This is a genomic window from Vreelandella azerica (assembly GCF_013112225.1).
GTDB lineage: Bacteria > Pseudomonadota > Gammaproteobacteria > Pseudomonadales > Halomonadaceae > Vreelandella > Vreelandella azerica.
Genome location: NZ_JABFHI010000001.1, coordinates 257,744 through 273,488 on the forward strand (window position 1 = coordinate 257,744; position 15,745 = coordinate 273,488).

Annotated in this window: 15 protein-coding genes and 4 pseudogenes; 13 read left to right on the top strand and 6 right to left on the bottom strand. The window is 56.0% G+C overall.

The features are described 5' to 3' along the window. Nucleotide 1 precedes the first annotated feature (1 nt). From HLB35_RS18035 to rloA3, 7 genes and pseudogenes are all read left to right on the top strand, one after another. Nucleotides 2-271 (top strand): MrpF/PhaF family protein, encoded by a 270-nt coding sequence (locus HLB35_RS18035; RefSeq protein WP_171701208.1) that lies wholly within the window; start codon nt 2-4, stop codon nt 269-271. Then, a complete protein-coding gene (gene mnhG, locus HLB35_RS01245; protein ID WP_171701209.1) occupies nt 264-668 on the top strand; it encodes a monovalent cation/H(+) antiporter subunit G in 405 nt (134 codons plus the stop codon). Before HLB35_RS18035 ends, mnhG begins: the two co-directional genes overlap by 8 nt. A gap of 192 nt (nt 669-860) precedes the next feature. Then, nucleotides 861-1,039, top strand: a pseudogene (locus HLB35_RS17780) (DUF2256 domain-containing protein). Further along, nucleotides 1,036-2,445, top strand: coding sequence for a DASH family cryptochrome (locus tag HLB35_RS01255; RefSeq protein ID WP_171701210.1), 1,410 nt, complete (start codon nt 1,036-1,038; stop codon nt 2,443-2,445). Before HLB35_RS17780 ends, HLB35_RS01255 begins: the two are co-directional and overlap by 4 nt. Nucleotides 2,446-2,456: 11 nt before the next feature. Then, entirely contained in the window at nt 2,457-2,948 is a 492-nt protein-coding gene (locus tag HLB35_RS01260; RefSeq protein ID WP_235936931.1) for a DUF3429 domain-containing protein, read from the top strand. 59 nt (nt 2,949-3,007) lie between these two features. After that, nucleotides 3,008-4,342: a lytic murein transglycosylase gene (locus HLB35_RS01265; protein WP_235936932.1), complete on the top strand. Its 1,335-nt coding sequence runs from the start codon at nt 3,008-3,010 to the stop codon at nt 4,340-4,342. Nucleotides 4,343-4,376: 34 nt separating this feature from the next. Further along, nucleotides 4,377-5,027, top strand: a complete 651-nt coding sequence (rloA3, locus tag HLB35_RS01270) for a retropepsin-like aspartic peptidase RloA3 (protein ID WP_171701211.1) — start codon at nt 4,377-4,379, stop codon at nt 5,025-5,027. Between the two features lie 58 nt (nt 5,028-5,085). Here rloA3 and HLB35_RS01275 read toward each other — a convergent pair. Further along, a pseudogene (locus tag HLB35_RS01275) lies at nt 5,086-5,798 on the bottom strand (16S rRNA (uracil(1498)-N(3))-methyltransferase). 130 nt (nt 5,799-5,928) lie between these two features. Here HLB35_RS01275 and phaR point away from each other — a divergent pair. The 5 genes and pseudogenes from phaR to HLB35_RS01300 all read left to right on the top strand — a co-directional run bounded on the left by phaR (nt 5,929) and on the right by HLB35_RS01300 (nt 9,614). Further along, nucleotides 5,929-6,408, top strand: a complete 480-nt coding sequence (gene phaR, locus HLB35_RS01280) for a polyhydroxyalkanoate synthesis repressor PhaR (protein WP_171701212.1) — start codon at nt 5,929-5,931, stop codon at nt 6,406-6,408. Nucleotides 6,409-6,528: 120 nt separating this feature from the next. Further along, on the top strand, nt 6,529-7,821 hold the full coding sequence (gene purD, locus HLB35_RS01285; RefSeq protein ID WP_171701213.1) for a phosphoribosylamine--glycine ligase: 1,293 nt from the start codon (nt 6,529-6,531) through the stop codon (nt 7,819-7,821). A gap of 72 nt (nt 7,822-7,893) precedes the next feature. Beyond that, nucleotides 7,894-8,334, top strand: coding sequence for an acyl-CoA thioesterase (locus HLB35_RS01290; RefSeq protein WP_171701214.1), 441 nt, complete (start codon nt 7,894-7,896; stop codon nt 8,332-8,334). Beyond that, nucleotides 8,334-9,204: pseudogene (locus tag HLB35_RS01295) on the top strand (phosphoribulokinase). The gene HLB35_RS01290 and the pseudogene HLB35_RS01295 overlap by 1 nt, the downstream one beginning before the upstream one ends. Before the next feature lie 68 nt (nt 9,205-9,272). Further along, on the top strand, nt 9,273-9,614 hold the full coding sequence (locus HLB35_RS01300; protein ID WP_171701215.1) for a histidine triad nucleotide-binding protein: 342 nt from the start codon (nt 9,273-9,275) through the stop codon (nt 9,612-9,614). Nucleotides 9,615-9,673: 59 nt separating this feature from the next. Here HLB35_RS01300 and ettA read toward each other — a convergent pair whose 3' ends face one another. The 4 genes and pseudogenes from ettA to HLB35_RS01320 all read right to left on the bottom strand — a co-directional run bounded on the left by ettA (nt 9,674) and on the right by HLB35_RS01320 (nt 13,952). Next, a complete protein-coding gene (ettA, locus tag HLB35_RS01305; RefSeq protein WP_171701216.1) occupies nt 9,674-11,335 on the bottom strand; it encodes an energy-dependent translational throttle protein EttA in 1,662 nt (553 codons plus the stop codon). Nucleotides 11,336-11,544: 209 nt separating this feature from the next. Next, on the bottom strand, nt 11,545-11,778 hold the full coding sequence (locus HLB35_RS01310; RefSeq protein ID WP_171701217.1) for a PA3496 family putative envelope integrity protein: 234 nt from the start codon (nt 11,776-11,778) through the stop codon (nt 11,545-11,547). A gap of 189 nt (nt 11,779-11,967) precedes the next feature. Next, complete coding sequence (locus tag HLB35_RS01315) at nt 11,968-12,408, bottom strand: PAS domain S-box protein (RefSeq protein ID WP_171701218.1); 441 nt, start codon at nt 12,406-12,408, stop codon at nt 11,968-11,970. Nucleotides 12,409-12,638: 230 nt separating this feature from the next. After that, nucleotides 12,639-13,952: pseudogene (locus tag HLB35_RS01320) on the bottom strand (MFS transporter). 247 nt (nt 13,953-14,199) lie between these two features. Between HLB35_RS01320 and HLB35_RS01325 the strand changes: the two are divergent. Beyond that, nucleotides 14,200-15,075 (top strand): DMT family transporter, encoded by an 876-nt coding sequence (locus HLB35_RS01325; RefSeq protein WP_171701219.1) that lies wholly within the window; start codon nt 14,200-14,202, stop codon nt 15,073-15,075. A 9-nt stretch (nt 15,076-15,084) separates the two neighbouring features. Here HLB35_RS01325 and HLB35_RS01330 read toward each other — a convergent pair whose 3' ends face one another. Further along, a complete protein-coding gene (locus HLB35_RS01330; RefSeq protein WP_171701220.1) occupies nt 15,085-15,696 on the bottom strand; it encodes an arylesterase in 612 nt (203 codons plus the stop codon). Nucleotides 15,697-15,745 lie beyond the last annotated feature (49 nt).

Sequence of the window (15,745 nt, forward strand, 5' to 3'; positions counted from 1 at the left end):
GATGAATCATGTGTATCTTATTGGTCAGGTGATCATGAGCCTGGCGCTAGTGCTCGCCTTTGTTCGCGTGGTGCGCGGGCCAAGCCTGCCCGACAGAGTGGTGGCGCTGGAGCTGTTTACAACCACTATCGTAGGAATGGTGGGGTTGCATGCCATCAAGTCAGGCGTGCCCAGCTTTCTTGATGCGGCGATTGTCATTGCCCTGATGGGGTTTCTGGCGGCAATTGGTTTTGCCCGTTTTCTGGAGCGTGGAGGCCCAAGAGATGATTGATTTTATCAAGGGGACGCTCATTATTGCTGGATCTCTGTTCATGTTACTGGCAGCGATCGGCATCTTGCGCCTGCCGGATCTGCTCACCCGTATGCATGCCACTACCAAGGCGGCAGCGCTGGGCGTCATGTTGATCATGCTGGCAGCCGCCATGCATTTTGCCGAAACCAGCATTGTGGCGAGAGCCCTGGCAATCGTTGTGTTTATCCTGATGACCGCACCGGTAGCGGCGCATGTCATAGGGCGGGCCGGGTATTTTGTAGGCTCCAAGTTATGGAGCGGTACCGTCAAGGACGAACTGCGCCCCAACTATGATCCACTGACCCATGAGTTGAAAAGCGGTATGGAAACCCAGGAAAACGCCAAACGCCAACCTCGCGATACTGACCCTGACTGAGTCGCTGGAGTGGCATTGTCAGCCCGGTTGCTTTCTATTAAGCCATTCATGCGAATGGCTTTTTTAATATCTGTAACATGATGGGTGTTTGAACAGAAAATATACTCGTGGTGGTGCTCTAGATGTTTGACATGTACAATAATTATACCAAATTGTTATTTTGTAGAATTTTTAATCAGTTGACTAATTATAATGCCACGAAAAGCTGACTTACCCCAAAAAATCTGCGTTTTCTGTCAACGCCCTTTTGCATGGCGAAAAAATGGGCTCGCGACTGGGATAACGTGCGCTACTGCAGCGAGCGCTGCCGCAGAACGGCAAAAAAGACCACAGCCAAACATGCGCAGCGTAATGAGGAGACAAGCCCATGACCCGTTCTATTGTTGATATTGTCTGGTTGCACAATGATTTACGTATTGCTGACAACCCTTTGCTAAGCTTCACATCACCCCCTGAACAACTGCTGTGTGTTTATGTGCTGGATGAAGGTTGGCTTGAGCAGGCTATTCCAGATCAGCAAGTCCCACGGATTGGCCCACCGCGGCTGCGTTTTCTGTGGGAAAGCCTGATGGAGCTGCGCGGTGAATTGTTGCAACGTGGCAGCGATTTACTGGTGCGAATTGGCTCGCCTGCTGAGGAAGTGGCGCACCTGGCCAATCATTTTGCTGCTCGTTCCATTCGGGTTTCCCATCAGTCAGGCAGTGATGAAAATCGTCAGATTTCGGCGCTTGTACCGCTGCTGGAAAACGGCACTGAACTTGAGGTGGTCGAAAATAACCGGCTGTTTGATCAGACTCAACTTCCCTTCAAACTCGACGCACTGCCTGGCAGCTTTTCAGCGTTCAGGCGCAAGGTTGAAAAGCACTGTGAAGTACCCACGGCTACCCATGCTCCTATCACTTTGCCTCTCTGGCCAGATACAGCGCCCAGGGGCTTTCCGCCGCTCAAGCAGGTCTGTGAACTGTCAGCAGGCTGGAATCCTGATAAACGTAAGGACATGGCCTGGTCAGGTGGAGAAGCTGCCGGGCATGAACGTTTGCGCGCTTTTGTCTGGGAGCATAACGGCCCAGCTACCTATAAGCAGACGCGTAATGGCCTGCTCGGTGATTATTTTTCGACCCATCTTTCTCCCTGGTTGGCACATGGCTGCCTGTCACCCCGCCAGATCGTGCAGGAAGTCCGCGCCTGGGAAGCCCGCAATGGCAGCACCGAGTCCAGCTATTGGATTATCTTTGAGCTAATGTGGCGTGAATACTTTCAGCTGGCAGCACAGCTTGAACAGCACAGGCTGTTCGGCCGGTTAGGCCTGCCGAATGCGGACGCCGCCTTTGTTGCCTGGCAGGAAGGCAAAACCGGTGTACCCTTTATCGATGCGGCCATGATTGAGCTTGCCAGTACTGGCTGGTTGTCTAACCGAGCCAGGCAGAATGTGGCCAGCTTTCTGGTCAAGGATCTAAAAGTGGATTGGCGTCTTGGCGCAACCTGGTTTGAACATTGCCTGATGGATTATGATGTGGCCTCGAACTGGGGGAACTGGCGTTATGTTGCCGGTGTCGGAAAAGATCCGCGTCAGGATCGTTACTTCAATGTGCTCAAGCAGGCAAGCCAGTATGATCCCAACGGCGAGTATGTTGCTCACTGGCTACCCGCTCTGGCAGAGTTGCCTGAAGGAAAGGCCCGGCATCAGCCCTGGCGTGCAGATCCCTCGCATTTTTCACCGCCCAGGGTGGAGCCGCAAGCCTGGCAACCCTGGCTGATTGATCAAGTCACTCCATGAGAGGTCGCTGAATGAGTTCAAGCGGATTTCCAGCGGCGTTGATGACGCGCCATCGCACCGCCTGGGGGCTCGGGCTGTCCGGGCTTATCCCTTTCATTGCCTGCCTTGTGGTGGCTTTTCTGGGCCCGACGGCCTGGCAGGTCACAGCGGTTTATGCTTTTGTGTATTACGCGGCGGTGATTCTGTCTTTCCTGGGGGGCGCTCACTGGGGCGCTGTGTTGCAGCGCACTGACAAGGCACGCATGCCCGGTGATATTCGCCGCCTGGCCCTGGCGATGTTGCCTAGCCTGATTGCCTGGCCGTCCTTGATGCTTAGCCCGGTGATGGGTATCTGGGTATTGATGGTTGGTTTTGTGCTGATCTGGATATACGATCTCAGCCGGGAAGGGCGCTTTGGTTGGCCCAAGTGGTACCTGCTGCTGCGTTCAGTACTCACGGTCGTGGTGGTGCTGGCCCATGCCGGTATGGTCTTGCGCCTGGGCGAGAGTGCCTGGGGTTTTTGACGCGAACAGGCGCTTGCGTACGACGGAATTTTTTATTAATTGTTTAAAGGACTAACCTGATGGCCCCTTTCACTATGACCTTAAGGCCCTATCGACCCTTGCTGCTGGGCGTTTCTCTGGTGGTTCCATTTACCTTGCTCTCGGCCTGCGCATCGGCGCAGCCAACGTCCAATCAGGCAGAGGCTGCTGAGACGCGAGTATCGGCTGAGTCGTCGCCAACGCTATTGGCGCAGAATACCCAGTCGTCAACGTCATCACAGCCGACTCAGCCAGATCTGCAGGGTCATGCCAGCTTCGATGCCTGGTTAGCAGCTTTCAAGCGCGATGCGGCTGCTCAGGGGATAAGTCAGCGGGCGCTGTCGGCACTTGATAATGTTCGCTACCTGGAAAGGGTTATCGAGCTTGACCGCTACCAGCCCGAATTTGTGCGGCCCATCTGGGAGTATCTGGATAGTGCGGTCTCCAGCACCCGCGTGCGCAATGGGCGCGAAAAACTGGCGCAGCATCGTCAGACGGCGGCACGTATGGAAGAGCGTTATGGGGTGCCTGCAGAAGTGCTCGTGGCCATCTGGGGGATCGAAAGTAATTATGGCGGCAACTTTGGCGACTTTTCGGCCTTGAACGCCTTTGCAACCCTGGCCTACGATGGTCGGCGCAGTGATTTCGCCCGTGGTGAACTGCTGGCTGCCCTGCGGATTATCGACAGCGGTGATATTGACGCACAGGATATGATTGGCTCCTGGGCGGGTGCCATGGGGCATACCCAGTTTATTCCATCGAGTTTTGAAGCTTACGCCAAAGACGGCGATGGCGATGGTCGTCGTGATATCTGGGGGAGCATTCCCGATGTAATGGCCTCTACGGCCAACTACCTTGCCCGTGCCAACTGGCAGCCGGGCCAGCCCTGGGGCATTGAGGTCACCTTGCCTGCAGATTATGACTACGCCCAGACTGAGCGTCGCAGCAGTGCAGAGTGGGCGGCTCAGGGCGTGCGTTCTGCTAACGGCAGTAGTCTGCCAGCGTTTGACAGCGCAGCGTTGATCGTCCCCGCTGGTGCTAAAGGGCCCGCTTTCATGGTGGGGCCAAACTTCCGTTCCATTCTGCGCTATAACAACGCCACCAGCTATGCGCTGGCAGTGGCCACCCTGAGTGATGCGATTGCTGGGCGTGAAGGTATTCAGCAGGCCTGGCCACGAGATCAGGTGCCACTGACCCGTGCTGAGGTGCGTGAACTGCAGCAAGGGCTGAATGCTCTAGGTTACAGCGTAGGCGGCGCCGATGGCATTCTGGGGCCGAATACGCGCAATGGCCTGCGTGCTTTCCAGCGTGATCAGGGTATGGTGCCGGACGGCTTTGCTAACCAGGCGGTTCTTGAGCGCATCAAGCAGCGTTAATTAGCTGATTTTTAGCTTTATCCCAAGGAGACTTATGGTAATTGCGCAATATATCGCCAAGCGTTTGAATGGCCAAGCGAAACCAGCAGGAAGCCTAGCGGGGTACGCTTGTGGGCTGTTGGCTTGTGGGCTGCTTGCGGCAAGTCTCGGGCTGACGGCTGCCCAGGCCGATACAAAGCAGCAGGATAACGCTGATGTAAAGCGCCAGGATGCCGATCAAAAGGTGTTTGGTTGGGTAGAAAATGCCGTGATGATGCCCTGGGGAATCCAGGTGAAAGCCAAGCTTGATAGCGGCGCTCTGACCTCCTCGCTGGATGCCCGTGAGATTGAAACTTTTACCCGTAGTGGCGAGGAGTGGGTGCGCTTTCGCCTTAAGCTGGAAGACCAAGACAGTGGCGAGGTATTCAGTGATGAGCTTGAGCGGCCGCTTTACCGTGATCTCAGGGTGCGTGGTGCAGGCGGACGCGATGAGCGCCCAGTGGTACTGCTCAAAGTGTGTATCGGCGATACCACCTATGAAGAGCAGTTCAGCCTGCGCGACCGGGAAGAGATGAATTATCCCATGCTGCTAGGGCGTCGGACCATCAGCCACCTGGGGCTTCTCAATGTGCGCGAAACCTTTATGCATAAGACCCCGACCTGCAATGCGGACACCCCCTTCGTTCCCCATGAGCCAGATGACTAGTGGTTATCTAAACGACTGAAGATAGTTGCTTTAAGAGGGTTGCTTTGCTGAATATGAATCAGAAAAGCCTTGCCAGCAAGGCCGTGACGGCGGTTTCAACGCGCAGGATGCGTGGCCCTAAATGAATGCCTTCGCAACCAGCGGCCAGCAACTTCTCCACTTCCCATTCAATAAATCCCCCTTCAGGCCCGATCAATAAAAGGGTGTCACCTTCAATGCCGCGCGGGCAGGCGTTTGGCATGCCAGGATGCGCCAGCAGCCCGCGTCGATTGTGCAGCAAGCCAGGTAGTTCGTCTTCAACAAAGGGGCGAAAACCTTTACGTAAGGTAACCCTTGGCAAGGTGCTGTCCTTGGCCTGTTCAAGCCCTAATAACAGGTGTTGATGGATCTTATCGCTATCCAGCTCTGGCGATTGCCAATAGCTTTTTCCACCCGGCGAGTGTGCAGCAAGGTGATGTCCTTGACGCCTAGCGCGGTGACGTGTTCCAGCGAACGCGCCAGCATGCGCGGCCTGGGAAGCGCCAGCACCAGATGCACGGGCAGAGCAGGCGGCGGCGGTGTGTCAAGGGTATCTATTCTCAGCCTTGCATGGTCTGTATCGAGTGATTGCAAAGTTGCTTTGCCGAGCTGGCCGCCCAGCAAGCCAACGGAAAAGCGATCCTGCGGTTGGGCTCGATGGACATCCCGCAGGTGGCGCAGGCGCCGAGTGTCGCGAATGATAAACTCATCAGGCGTGATGGCATCTTCGGGGTCGAGTAAGATGACGTTCATGTGGCTCGCTGTGCTGATTCATTATAGGTTGAAAAGACGGATAATCATCTCTGTGCTTGCATGGTGGCGCAGGGCAGGCACAATAGCGACAAAGAAAATAACCGCTTTTTTCGTTTCAAGGAGAGTCGCCGTGCGTGTGATTCGTAAGTATGCCAATCGTCGTTTGTATGATACCGAGCAAAGTCGCTATGTCACGCTGGAAGACTTGCGCAAGTTGATTCTGGAAGAAGCCGCTTTTCGCGTTGAAGATGCGAAAAGCGGCGAGGATATCACGCGGACCATTCTGCTCTCGATTATTATCGAGCAGGAGCAGGCCGACGGTGAGTCGGAGGTTTTTTCCAACGATCTGCTGGCCCAGTTGATACGCGTCTATGATATGTCATCTCCCTTGCCGCTGGCGCGTTACCTGGAGCAGGGCACCCAGCTGATGCTGGAACAGCAAAAACGCATGCAGGATCAATGGCAGAAAGCGATTCGCCATTCACCTATGGAGTTTATGCGCGAGCTGGCCGAAGAAAATATGCGTTTCTGGCAGAACACCATCAATAAGGATGACAACGCGCCGGGGATGGATACGCGAAAGAAAAAAAATGATGAAGCAGATAGCTGATTGGTGTACTGGCTAATAGGCGGACTGGGGGAAAGACAGCCGACATCTACAGACACAAACAGGCTGTGGCATAATAGGCATTTCTCCATATTACGATGATTCCTGCCGAAAAGGGCTCACATGAAGGTTTTGATGATAGGCGGCGGTGGCCGTGAACATGCGCTGGCCTGGAAGTTGGCGCAATCGGAAAAGGTAGAAAAAGTCCTGGTAGCACCGGGTAACGCGGGCACGGCGGGTGAGCCCAAGCTTGAAAATATTGACCTTGCTGTCAGCGACCTGGAGGGCCTGCTGGCGCTTGCCAAGGCAGAGCAGGTAGGCCTGACGGTAGTGGGCCCTGAGGCACCGCTGGTCGAGGGCGTGGTGGATCTTTTTCAGGCAGCAGGGCTGGCCATTTTTGGCCCGACCCAGGCCGCTGCCCAGCTGGAAGGTTCCAAGTCTTTCACCAAGGACTTTCTGGCCCGCCATCAAATTCCCAGTGCCGCCTATCAGACCTTTACCGAGGTGGAGCCTGCGCTGGCCTATCTGCATGAAATGGGCGCGCCGATTGTTATCAAGGCGGACGGTCTGGCTGCCGGCAAAGGCGTGATCGTCGCCATGAACGACGCCGACGCCGAGGCGGCTATTCGCGATATGCTCGAAGCCAACACCTTTGGTGATGCCGGTGCTCGGGTGGTGATCGAGGAATTCCTTGAAGGCGAAGAAGCCAGCTTTATCGTCATGGTTGATGGTGAGAACGTAGTGCCCATGGCCACCAGCCAGGATCACAAGCGTGCTTACGATGGCGATGAAGGCCCCAACACCGGTGGCATGGGCGCCTATTCACCGGCCCCTGTGGTAACGCCGGACGTTGATACGCGCATCATGCAAGAAGTCATTTTGCCCACCGTGCAGGGCATGGCTGCTGAAGGCATGCCATATAGTGGTTTCCTGTACGCGGGCCTGATGATTGATTCAGCCGGCAACCCGAAAGTGATCGAGTTCAACTGCCGTTTTGGAGACCCGGAAACCCAGCCGATCATGCTGCGCCTGACGTCTGATTTTGCCGAGCTTTGCCTGGCCGGTGCTGAAGGCAAGCTTGCCGGATGTAGTTGTGAATGGGATCCGCGTGCCGCCGTGGGGGTTGTCATGGCCGCGGGTGGCTACCCCGGCAGCTATCGCAAGGGCGATGTGATTGAAGGAGTGGATGCTGCCGAACAGCGTGGCTGCAAGGTGTTTCATGCGGGCACGGCGCTGTCAGCGGAGGGTGATGTCACCACGGCCGGTGGGCGTGTCCTGTGTGTTACCGCGCTGGGCGAGAGCGTTTCCCAGGCGCAGCAGCTCGCCTACCAGGGGGTTGCCGAGATTCGTTGGGAGGGTGCCGAATACCGTTCGGACATTGCTTACCGGGCCATTACCCGGGAGCAGTCTCATTGATGACATGATTTTAACCTGCCAGACGTCGCCGCTGATCCTGTCAGACTGGACGTATCAAATGGAGCCTGAAAAATGGAGCGTGTAAAGCTCGACTTTCCCACTGATGCGGTGATCCATCATCATTCGATCAGTGTGCGGGTGACGGATATGAACTATGGCCGTCATCTTGGTCATGATGCCTTGGTGTCCCTGCTGCATGAGGCCCGTTTGCAGGCGCTAATGGCTCTGGGGTTTCCCGAGTGGGATCTGGCGGGTTACCCAAGCGTGGTGGCGGATCTGGCCGTGCAGTATCAAAGCGAAGCGCGCTGTCCTGATGTCCTGGTGGTTGAGACCGCAATCCCTGATCCGCTGGGTAAGGCGTTGAGCGTCTATCACCGTGTGCTGGCGGATGAAGGCGCGCGACTGGTCGCAACGGCACGCCTTAACCTATTGGTGATCGACCCTGCCGAGGGCCGCCCGGTGGCGGTACCGGCTGAGGTTGTTCAGGCCTTGGCAAAAGCGAGATTCTGCTGATGTCCCGCGAGTATCCGATCATATCTGTCACTGGGTCCTCCGGTGCGGGTACTACTACAGTGCGACGCATTTGAGCGCATGTTCCAGCGTGAGGATGTGCATGCGGCCATGGTGGATGGCGATGCTTTCCACCGCTATACCCGTAAAGAGCTGCATCGCATGTTTCGCGAAGAGCCGGAGCGCAAGGATGAACTCTCGCACTTTGCGGTAGAGGCCAACTTGCTTGATCGTCTTGAGGGACTGTTCAGCGAATACGGTGAACACGGCACGGGGCAGTTCCGTCACTATATCCACGCAGAAGATAAACAGAAGATCGAAGCGGGCTACCGGGTAGGCACCTTTACTGAATGGCAGGCATTACCCTGTGGCACGGATTTGCTGTTCTATGAGGGGTTACACGGTGGCCTGGTCACAGAAGACTACGATATTGCCCGCCATGTGGATCTGATGATTGGTGTGGCGCCGACCATGAACCTGGAGTGGATCCAGAAGATTGACCGCGATACCAAGATGCGCGGTTACTCTCAGGAAGCCGTGATTGACACCATTCTGGGGCGCATGGACGATTACGTGCGTTACATCCAACCGCAGTTCTCGCGTACTCATATCAATTTTCAGCGGGTACCGACGGTGGATACCTCCAACCCCTTTGAGGTGCAGGATATTCCCACTGATTCGGAGTCTTTTGTGGTTATCCGCTTCCGTGATCCTTCTAAGGTGGATTTTCCCTGGCTGCTGGCGATGATCCAGGACGCCTTTATGTCCCGCCCGCATACCCTGGTGGTGCCGGGGTCGCGAATGTCGCTGGCGATGGAGCTGATTCTTGCTCCGCTGGTACGTCATTTGCTCGCCCAGCGGCGTTTTCGCTAAGCTGAGGTCATAATGCTCGCTGTCACAGCTGGCCAATAATTTGCTAGACCCTGATCAAGGAGCTTTTCATGGATTGTCTGTTCTGCAAGATCATCAAGCGTGAAATACCGGCGGATATCGTTTATGAAGACGATGAGGTGTTGGCTTTTAATGACATCAACCCCCAGGCACCCACGCATATCCTGATCATCCCCAAAAAACATATTGCGACCCTCAATGATATTGAAGAGGCCGATCTGGCCATTATTGGCCGCCTGCAGTACACCGCCGCCAAGCTGGCTAAAGAAAGAGGCTTTGCCGAAGACGGCTATCGGGTAGTGATGAACTGCAATGAAATGGGTGGCCAAACGGTCTATCACATCCACATGCACCTGATGGGTGGGCGTGAATTTACCTGGCCAGCAGGTTGATAATCAGGCAATAAAAAGGGCGCTTGCAGCGCCCTTTTGCGTTGGCCTACTCACTGTGGTCAGGCGTCGATACGCTTATACTTCATGCGTTTCGGGGTGTCATTGCCGACGCGCTTTTTGTGATCTTCTTCGTATTCGGTGTAGTTACCGTCAAAGAACACCACCTGAGAATCCCCTTCGAACGCCAGAATATGGGTGGCGATGCGGTCAAGGAACCAACGGTCGTGCGAGATCACCATGGCACAGCCAGGGAAGGCCAGCAGGGCTTCTTCCAGGGCGCGCAGGGTTTCAATATCCAGGTCGTTGGAAGGTTCATCCAACAGCAGCACGTTGGCGCCCTGTTTCAGAGTCTGTGCCAGCTGCAAACGGCCACGTTCACCGCCGGAAAGTTCATCCAGGCGCTTTTGCTGATCATTGCCCTTGAAGTTGAAACGCCCGACGTAAGCGCGCGACGACACTTCATAGCCATTGATATTGAGAATATCCTGGCCCCCTGATACAGCTTCCCAAACGGTCTGCTTGTCATCCAGGGCATCGCGAAGCTGTTCAACGTAAGCGATGTCGACGGTTTCACCGATCACCACTTCGCCGGCATCGGGCTGTTCCTGGCCGGTAACCAGCTTGAACAGCGTCGATTTACCTGCACCGTTGCCGCCAACGATACCGACAATGGCGCCGGGCGGAATGGTAAATGACAGGTCTTCGTAGAGCAGTTTGTCATCAAAACGCTTGGTGACATTGTGGAACTCGATGACCTTGTCGCCCAGGCGTGGGCCAGGCGGAATATAGATCTCGTTGGTCTCGTTACGCTTCTGGAAATCTCCAGACTGCATTTCCTCGAAGCGGTTGAGGCGCGCCTTGCTTTTGGCCTGGCGCCCTTTGGTGTTGGAGCGCACCCACTCAAGCTCCTGCTTGATGGCTTTCTGGCGCGAGGCTTCCTGCTTGGCTTCCTGATTAAGGCGCTGGTCTTTCTGTTCGAGCCACTGAGAGTAGTTGCCTTCAAACGGAATGCCCTGGCCGCGGTCAAGTTCAAGAATCCAGCCGGCCACATTATCCAGGAAGTAACGGTCGTGGGTAATGGCGACAACCGTGCCGCTATAATCGTGCAGGAAGCGTTCCAGCCAGGCGACGGACTCAGCGTCAAGGTGGTTGGTTGGCTCGTCAATCAGCAGCATGTCCGGGTTTGAGAGCAGCAGACGGCACAGAGCCACCCGGCGCCGTTCACCGCCCGATAGGTTGCCGACCCTGGCTTCCCAGGGCGGTAGACGTAGCGCCTCGGAGGCAACGTCCAACTTGCGCTCAATATTATGCGCATCTGCGGCCTCGATCATGTTTTCAAGGCGTGCCTGTTCGCTGGCCAGGGCATCGAAATCTGCGTCCGGCTCGGCATAGGCGGCATAAACGGCATCAAGCTGTTCCTGGGCTTCTTTCAGGGCGCCCAAGGCTTCCTCGACGGTATCGCGGACGTTCTTGTCATCATCCAGCTCCGGTTCCTGAGGCAGGTAGCCGACATTGATGTCTGACATCGGACGGGCTTCGCCTTCAAACTCCTGATCAACACCGGCCATGATACGCAGCAGGGTTGATTTACCCGCGCCGTTCAGGCCCAGCACACCAATTTTGGCGCCAGGGAAGAAGGACAGTGAGATATCTTTAAGAATCTGTTTCTTGGGCGGCACAATTTTGCCGACCCGGTTCATGGTAAATACGTATTGCGCCATGGAAATCCGATAGGTTGGGAAATGAAAGTTACTGATTAAACGTTACTGAATAAAAGTCATCGGCTGCTTGATAATCAAAAAGGCTATAACAGTAAAGCCGTGATACCAAGCAGTTCTCACATGATGATAGTGCCGAGCGTGACTAAAGGCCAGAACCGTATCTCAGAACCGCGCGTTACGCCAGGCAGCAGTAGGGGAGGAGGCAATGCTCAGTCGTCGTCGCTGTACCAGTCGTCGTCAAGGGCCTTACGCAGGCGACGCTCTTCAAGCAGGGCCTCAACGCGACGCCGGGCTTTCAGCGTATCGCTTTTGCTCGAACGGCTGCGTCCGTAATGCTCGTCGTTGACTGCTTCCTGGGAATCCAGGTCATCGCTGTCGAGAAAGTCCGAGGAATGATCAGACGGATAGTGGTAGGTATTACGATCAATGGGGTCACGGCGCATATCGAGGCTCTCCAACCCAAGCCGGTAAACCGGCAGCTTGAGACTTCACCATGGTGAAGGGCTGTGTCATATAGCGACAGCCACCCATAATGTGGCTGCGCTTATCGCTATATAACGCCGTCGAGGTTGGAGATCAAGCCCCTGAAGCATTTTTCCTGACAATGGTGGCTAAATGCACCCTGTCCGTCGTCACTGTGGCGTGTCTTCCTGCTGTTTACGCAGGGCATCCAGTGCCATCTGGGCTTCGACCCGTTCCGTGACGTCTTTCTGAACGCCGATGTAATACATTAGCTTGTCGTCTTCATCGTAAACAGGCGTGATGGACAGCTCATTCCAGAAGGTGCTGCCATCTTTACGGTAATTACGCAGCACTTCCCGGGAGGGCCGCCCTTCTTTCAGTGCTTCGCGAATTGCCTGAAGCGCCTCCTGGTCACGGTCGTCATTCTGTAGAAAACGGCAATCGCGATAGAGGATTTCGTCTGCGCTGTAGCCCGTCAGTCGCTCAAAGCCTTTGTTGACGTAGATCAGAATATTTTCATCGCCTTCCTGTTCGGCAACTACTATGCCGTCTTCGGAAGCGTCAACAATCCGCTCGAGTAATTCCGGGCTGATCAAGGGAGATCGTTTCATTAAGAGTTTCCTGTTGCAGCTCCAGTCCTTTCCGCCGACCATTTTATGAGTGAGCCATGGCCAATCGGCACTTCTTTGGGTGCTTGTCGGTTTGTTTAACAGTGTATCAGAACCAGAATAGCAAATGTCGCCTTGTCTGGCTTGCTTACCCTGCTACCTATATTGTCGAGCTATACTGGGTAATGCAATCCATGCGTGAAGTCTTGACTTGTTGACAGCCTGTGAAGCCACTATTCCACCTCTGGCAATTGCCGGGCACTAAGAACGGCGCCAAGGGCCGCCACACCAAGCACAACCAGTAGGGCTGCGCTGCCCAGCCATTGCGCAAGCCCACCCAGCACGCCGCCGACGATCAACATTAAGACGCCGGTCAGGGTGTTGGAAAGCGCCACATAAAGGGCGCGGTTATCCTGGCTGGCCATATCCACCAAATAGGTTTTACGCCCCAGACGCACCCCGTGATGAACAATGACCAATAACCCATAGATCAGCGCATAAGGCCAGATTTGCGTGGTCCAGTCGGCTGGTAACCAGGCCAGTAGGGCGCCCAGCAGGCAGCAGATCAGGGTGCCAATGGCCGCATCACGCATGACCCGGCGACTGGAGGCGTCTGCCCGCTTGCCCCAAACAGGGTCGGCCAGCATGCCTGCCAAACCGGATACCACCACCAGCAGACCCAGGCCCCCAGCTGAGCGCCGCTCTGCTGCTGGCCGAGTAGCGCGATATAAGGCAGGGCTAGCGCACTTGAAAGCAGTAGGGCGCGGGCCAGGTTGAAGTGTAGAAAGGTGCGGTCTTCCTTAAGCAGCGAAAGACCCAGCTTCAGGCTGTCCCAGGCGTTTTCGCCGCCGTCGATAGCCCCCGGTGTTTCCTGAATACGCGCCGCACAAAAAGCGTTAAGTGCCCAGCCAAGTGCCGCTATGCCAAGCAATATCGCCAATGCCAACTGGCCTGGGCGGTCTTCAAACAGCATCAGTACGCCACCGGCCAGCAGGGTGGCCGCACCGGCAACGCTGCCGCTCCAACCCATCAGAGTGCCACGACGATTTTTGGCAATGGTCTTACCCATTACATCCTTGGTGGCAATGGATGAAAGCCCACGGGCCAGAGATAAGGCCACCAGCGCGACCAGTACCAGCGTACCCCCGAGCGTGCCACTGCCCATAAGAGCCAGCAGGGCCAGCGCCAGGGCGCTCAGCGCCTGCAACAGCCCACCGGCCACCCAGACCCATTTGCGCTGGGGTTTGAGGCGGATAAAACCGGCGACAAACACCTGCGGCAAAAAGGGCGCCCGACTCGCGAATGGGCACCAGCAGACCGACCATCCAGACCGGGGCACCAATTATTCCCATTAGCCAGGGCAGCACCAGCCGGGCACTGGAGAGCTCATCAGCCAGCTTGTTGCCCAGCGATGCCCACAGGTGGCGCATAAAGTTTTGGGGTTGATCCTTGCAGGCGCTGTCAGGAATGTCATCGCACATCCGAGTGTTTTCATCGCCGGTCAACCATTCATAGATCTGCGTCTGAGAAATGTCAGATCCTGCCATTACGCCTCCACGGCTGTTATGTTAGGGCCATCACAAGCCCAGAGCTTAAAATCTTGCCTGCCAACTATATGTATATGGAATAAAAAAATAATGAAGCCTAATTCCCAGCCTAGCAAGCTTTTTGCCCACTTAGGAGCGGCGTGATGTCTCGATTGATGAGTCGCTTACCCGCTAAAAACAGCTTATCTGGCGCTTGTGTCAGTCCGCTGACTGCGAGCATCCTGAAGGTTTTTTGCGAGGGTGAAGCATGAATCAGGATAGACAGGCAATCCTCTATGGCCTGGGCGCGGTCATGCTGTGGTCGACGGTAGCGACGGCCTTCAAGATGGCGCTTGAATGGATGACCCCGCTTGAGCTGATGTGGGTGGCGGCACTGGTGTCCTGGTTATTGATGGGCGCTCTGGTGGTATGGCGTGGCCAGGGACGGCATGCGCTAACGAGTGGCTGGCGCACGGCGGCCTGGGCGGGCTTGATGAACCCGGTGGCCTACTATCTGGTGCTGTTTGCCGCCTACGACCGCTTGCCTGGGCAAGAAGCCATGGCGCTCAACTACACCTGGGCACTGGCGATGGCCCTGCTGGCCGTGCCAATTCTGGGCCAGCGGCTGACGCGCATGGATATCGTCGCCGGGCTGGTGGCCTATGCGGGCGTCTGGGTGATTGCCACCCGCGGGCAGGTGTTGAACGTACAGTTTGCCGATTCCCTTGGGGTGCTGCTGGCCCTGGCCTCAACCCTGCTGTGGGCACTTTACTGGCTACTCAACGCGCGGGATGCCCGCGAGCCGCTGGTGGGCCAATGGCAGAATTTCAGCGTCGGCCTGCCGGTGCTGACAGCACTCTTGGTGTTCGGGCCGGGGTTTAACTGGCATGGCTGGCCCGCCTTGGGGGCGGGCGTTTATGTAGGGCTGTTTGAAATGGGGATTGCTTTTATTCTTTGGCAGCTGGCGGTGCATAAGGTCTCGCGCACCGCCAAGGTCTCCAATCTGATCTTTCTTTCGCCGCCTATTTCACTGCTGTTGCTGTTCTGGGTAGTCGGTGAACCGATTCTGTCGTCTACTCTGGTCGGGCTTGTACTGATACTGGGCGGCCTGGGGCTGCAGCAACGCCAGAAAACCGCTGCCTGATACGCAGCCTCAGTCGCTGGCCTGCTGGGCGAGCTGCTGCTCTACGCTGGGAGCCAGCAATGGCCAGACGTTTTCCAGAATAATGGGCTGTGCTTCTGCAGTAGGATGAATGTCATCTTCCTGCATCAGCTCATCATTTAGGGCAACTCCCTCAAGCAGGAAGGGAAGGAAAGCAACATCGTAATTGTCGGCCAGACGGGTGAAAACGTCTTTGAACGCCTCGCGGTAGGCAGAACCGTAGTTCGGCGGTATATCAATGCCCAGGAGGATCACCTCGGCATCAGCGGCCTGGCTCCGTTCGATCATCTGGGCCAGGTTGTCATGCATCTGCTGTGGCGAAAGGCCGCGTAAACCATCGTTGCCGCCAAGCTCAAGAAGAACCATGTTAGGCTCGTGCTGTCGCAGCAGGTCAGGAAAGCGTTGAGCCCCGCCACTGGTGGTTTCGCCGCTGACGCTGGCGTTGATCACATCGACATCATCGCCCAGGCGTTCAGCCAACAGGGCGACCCAACCTTGTTCCTGCTCCATATTGTAGGCAGCGCTGAGGCTATCACCCATCACCATCAGGCGCAGGCGCTCATCTGCCTGGGCCGTGGCCGATATCAAGAGGACAAACATCATTAGCAGTACCACAAGCGGCCATGTCACACTTGTGGATCTAGGGTTTTTC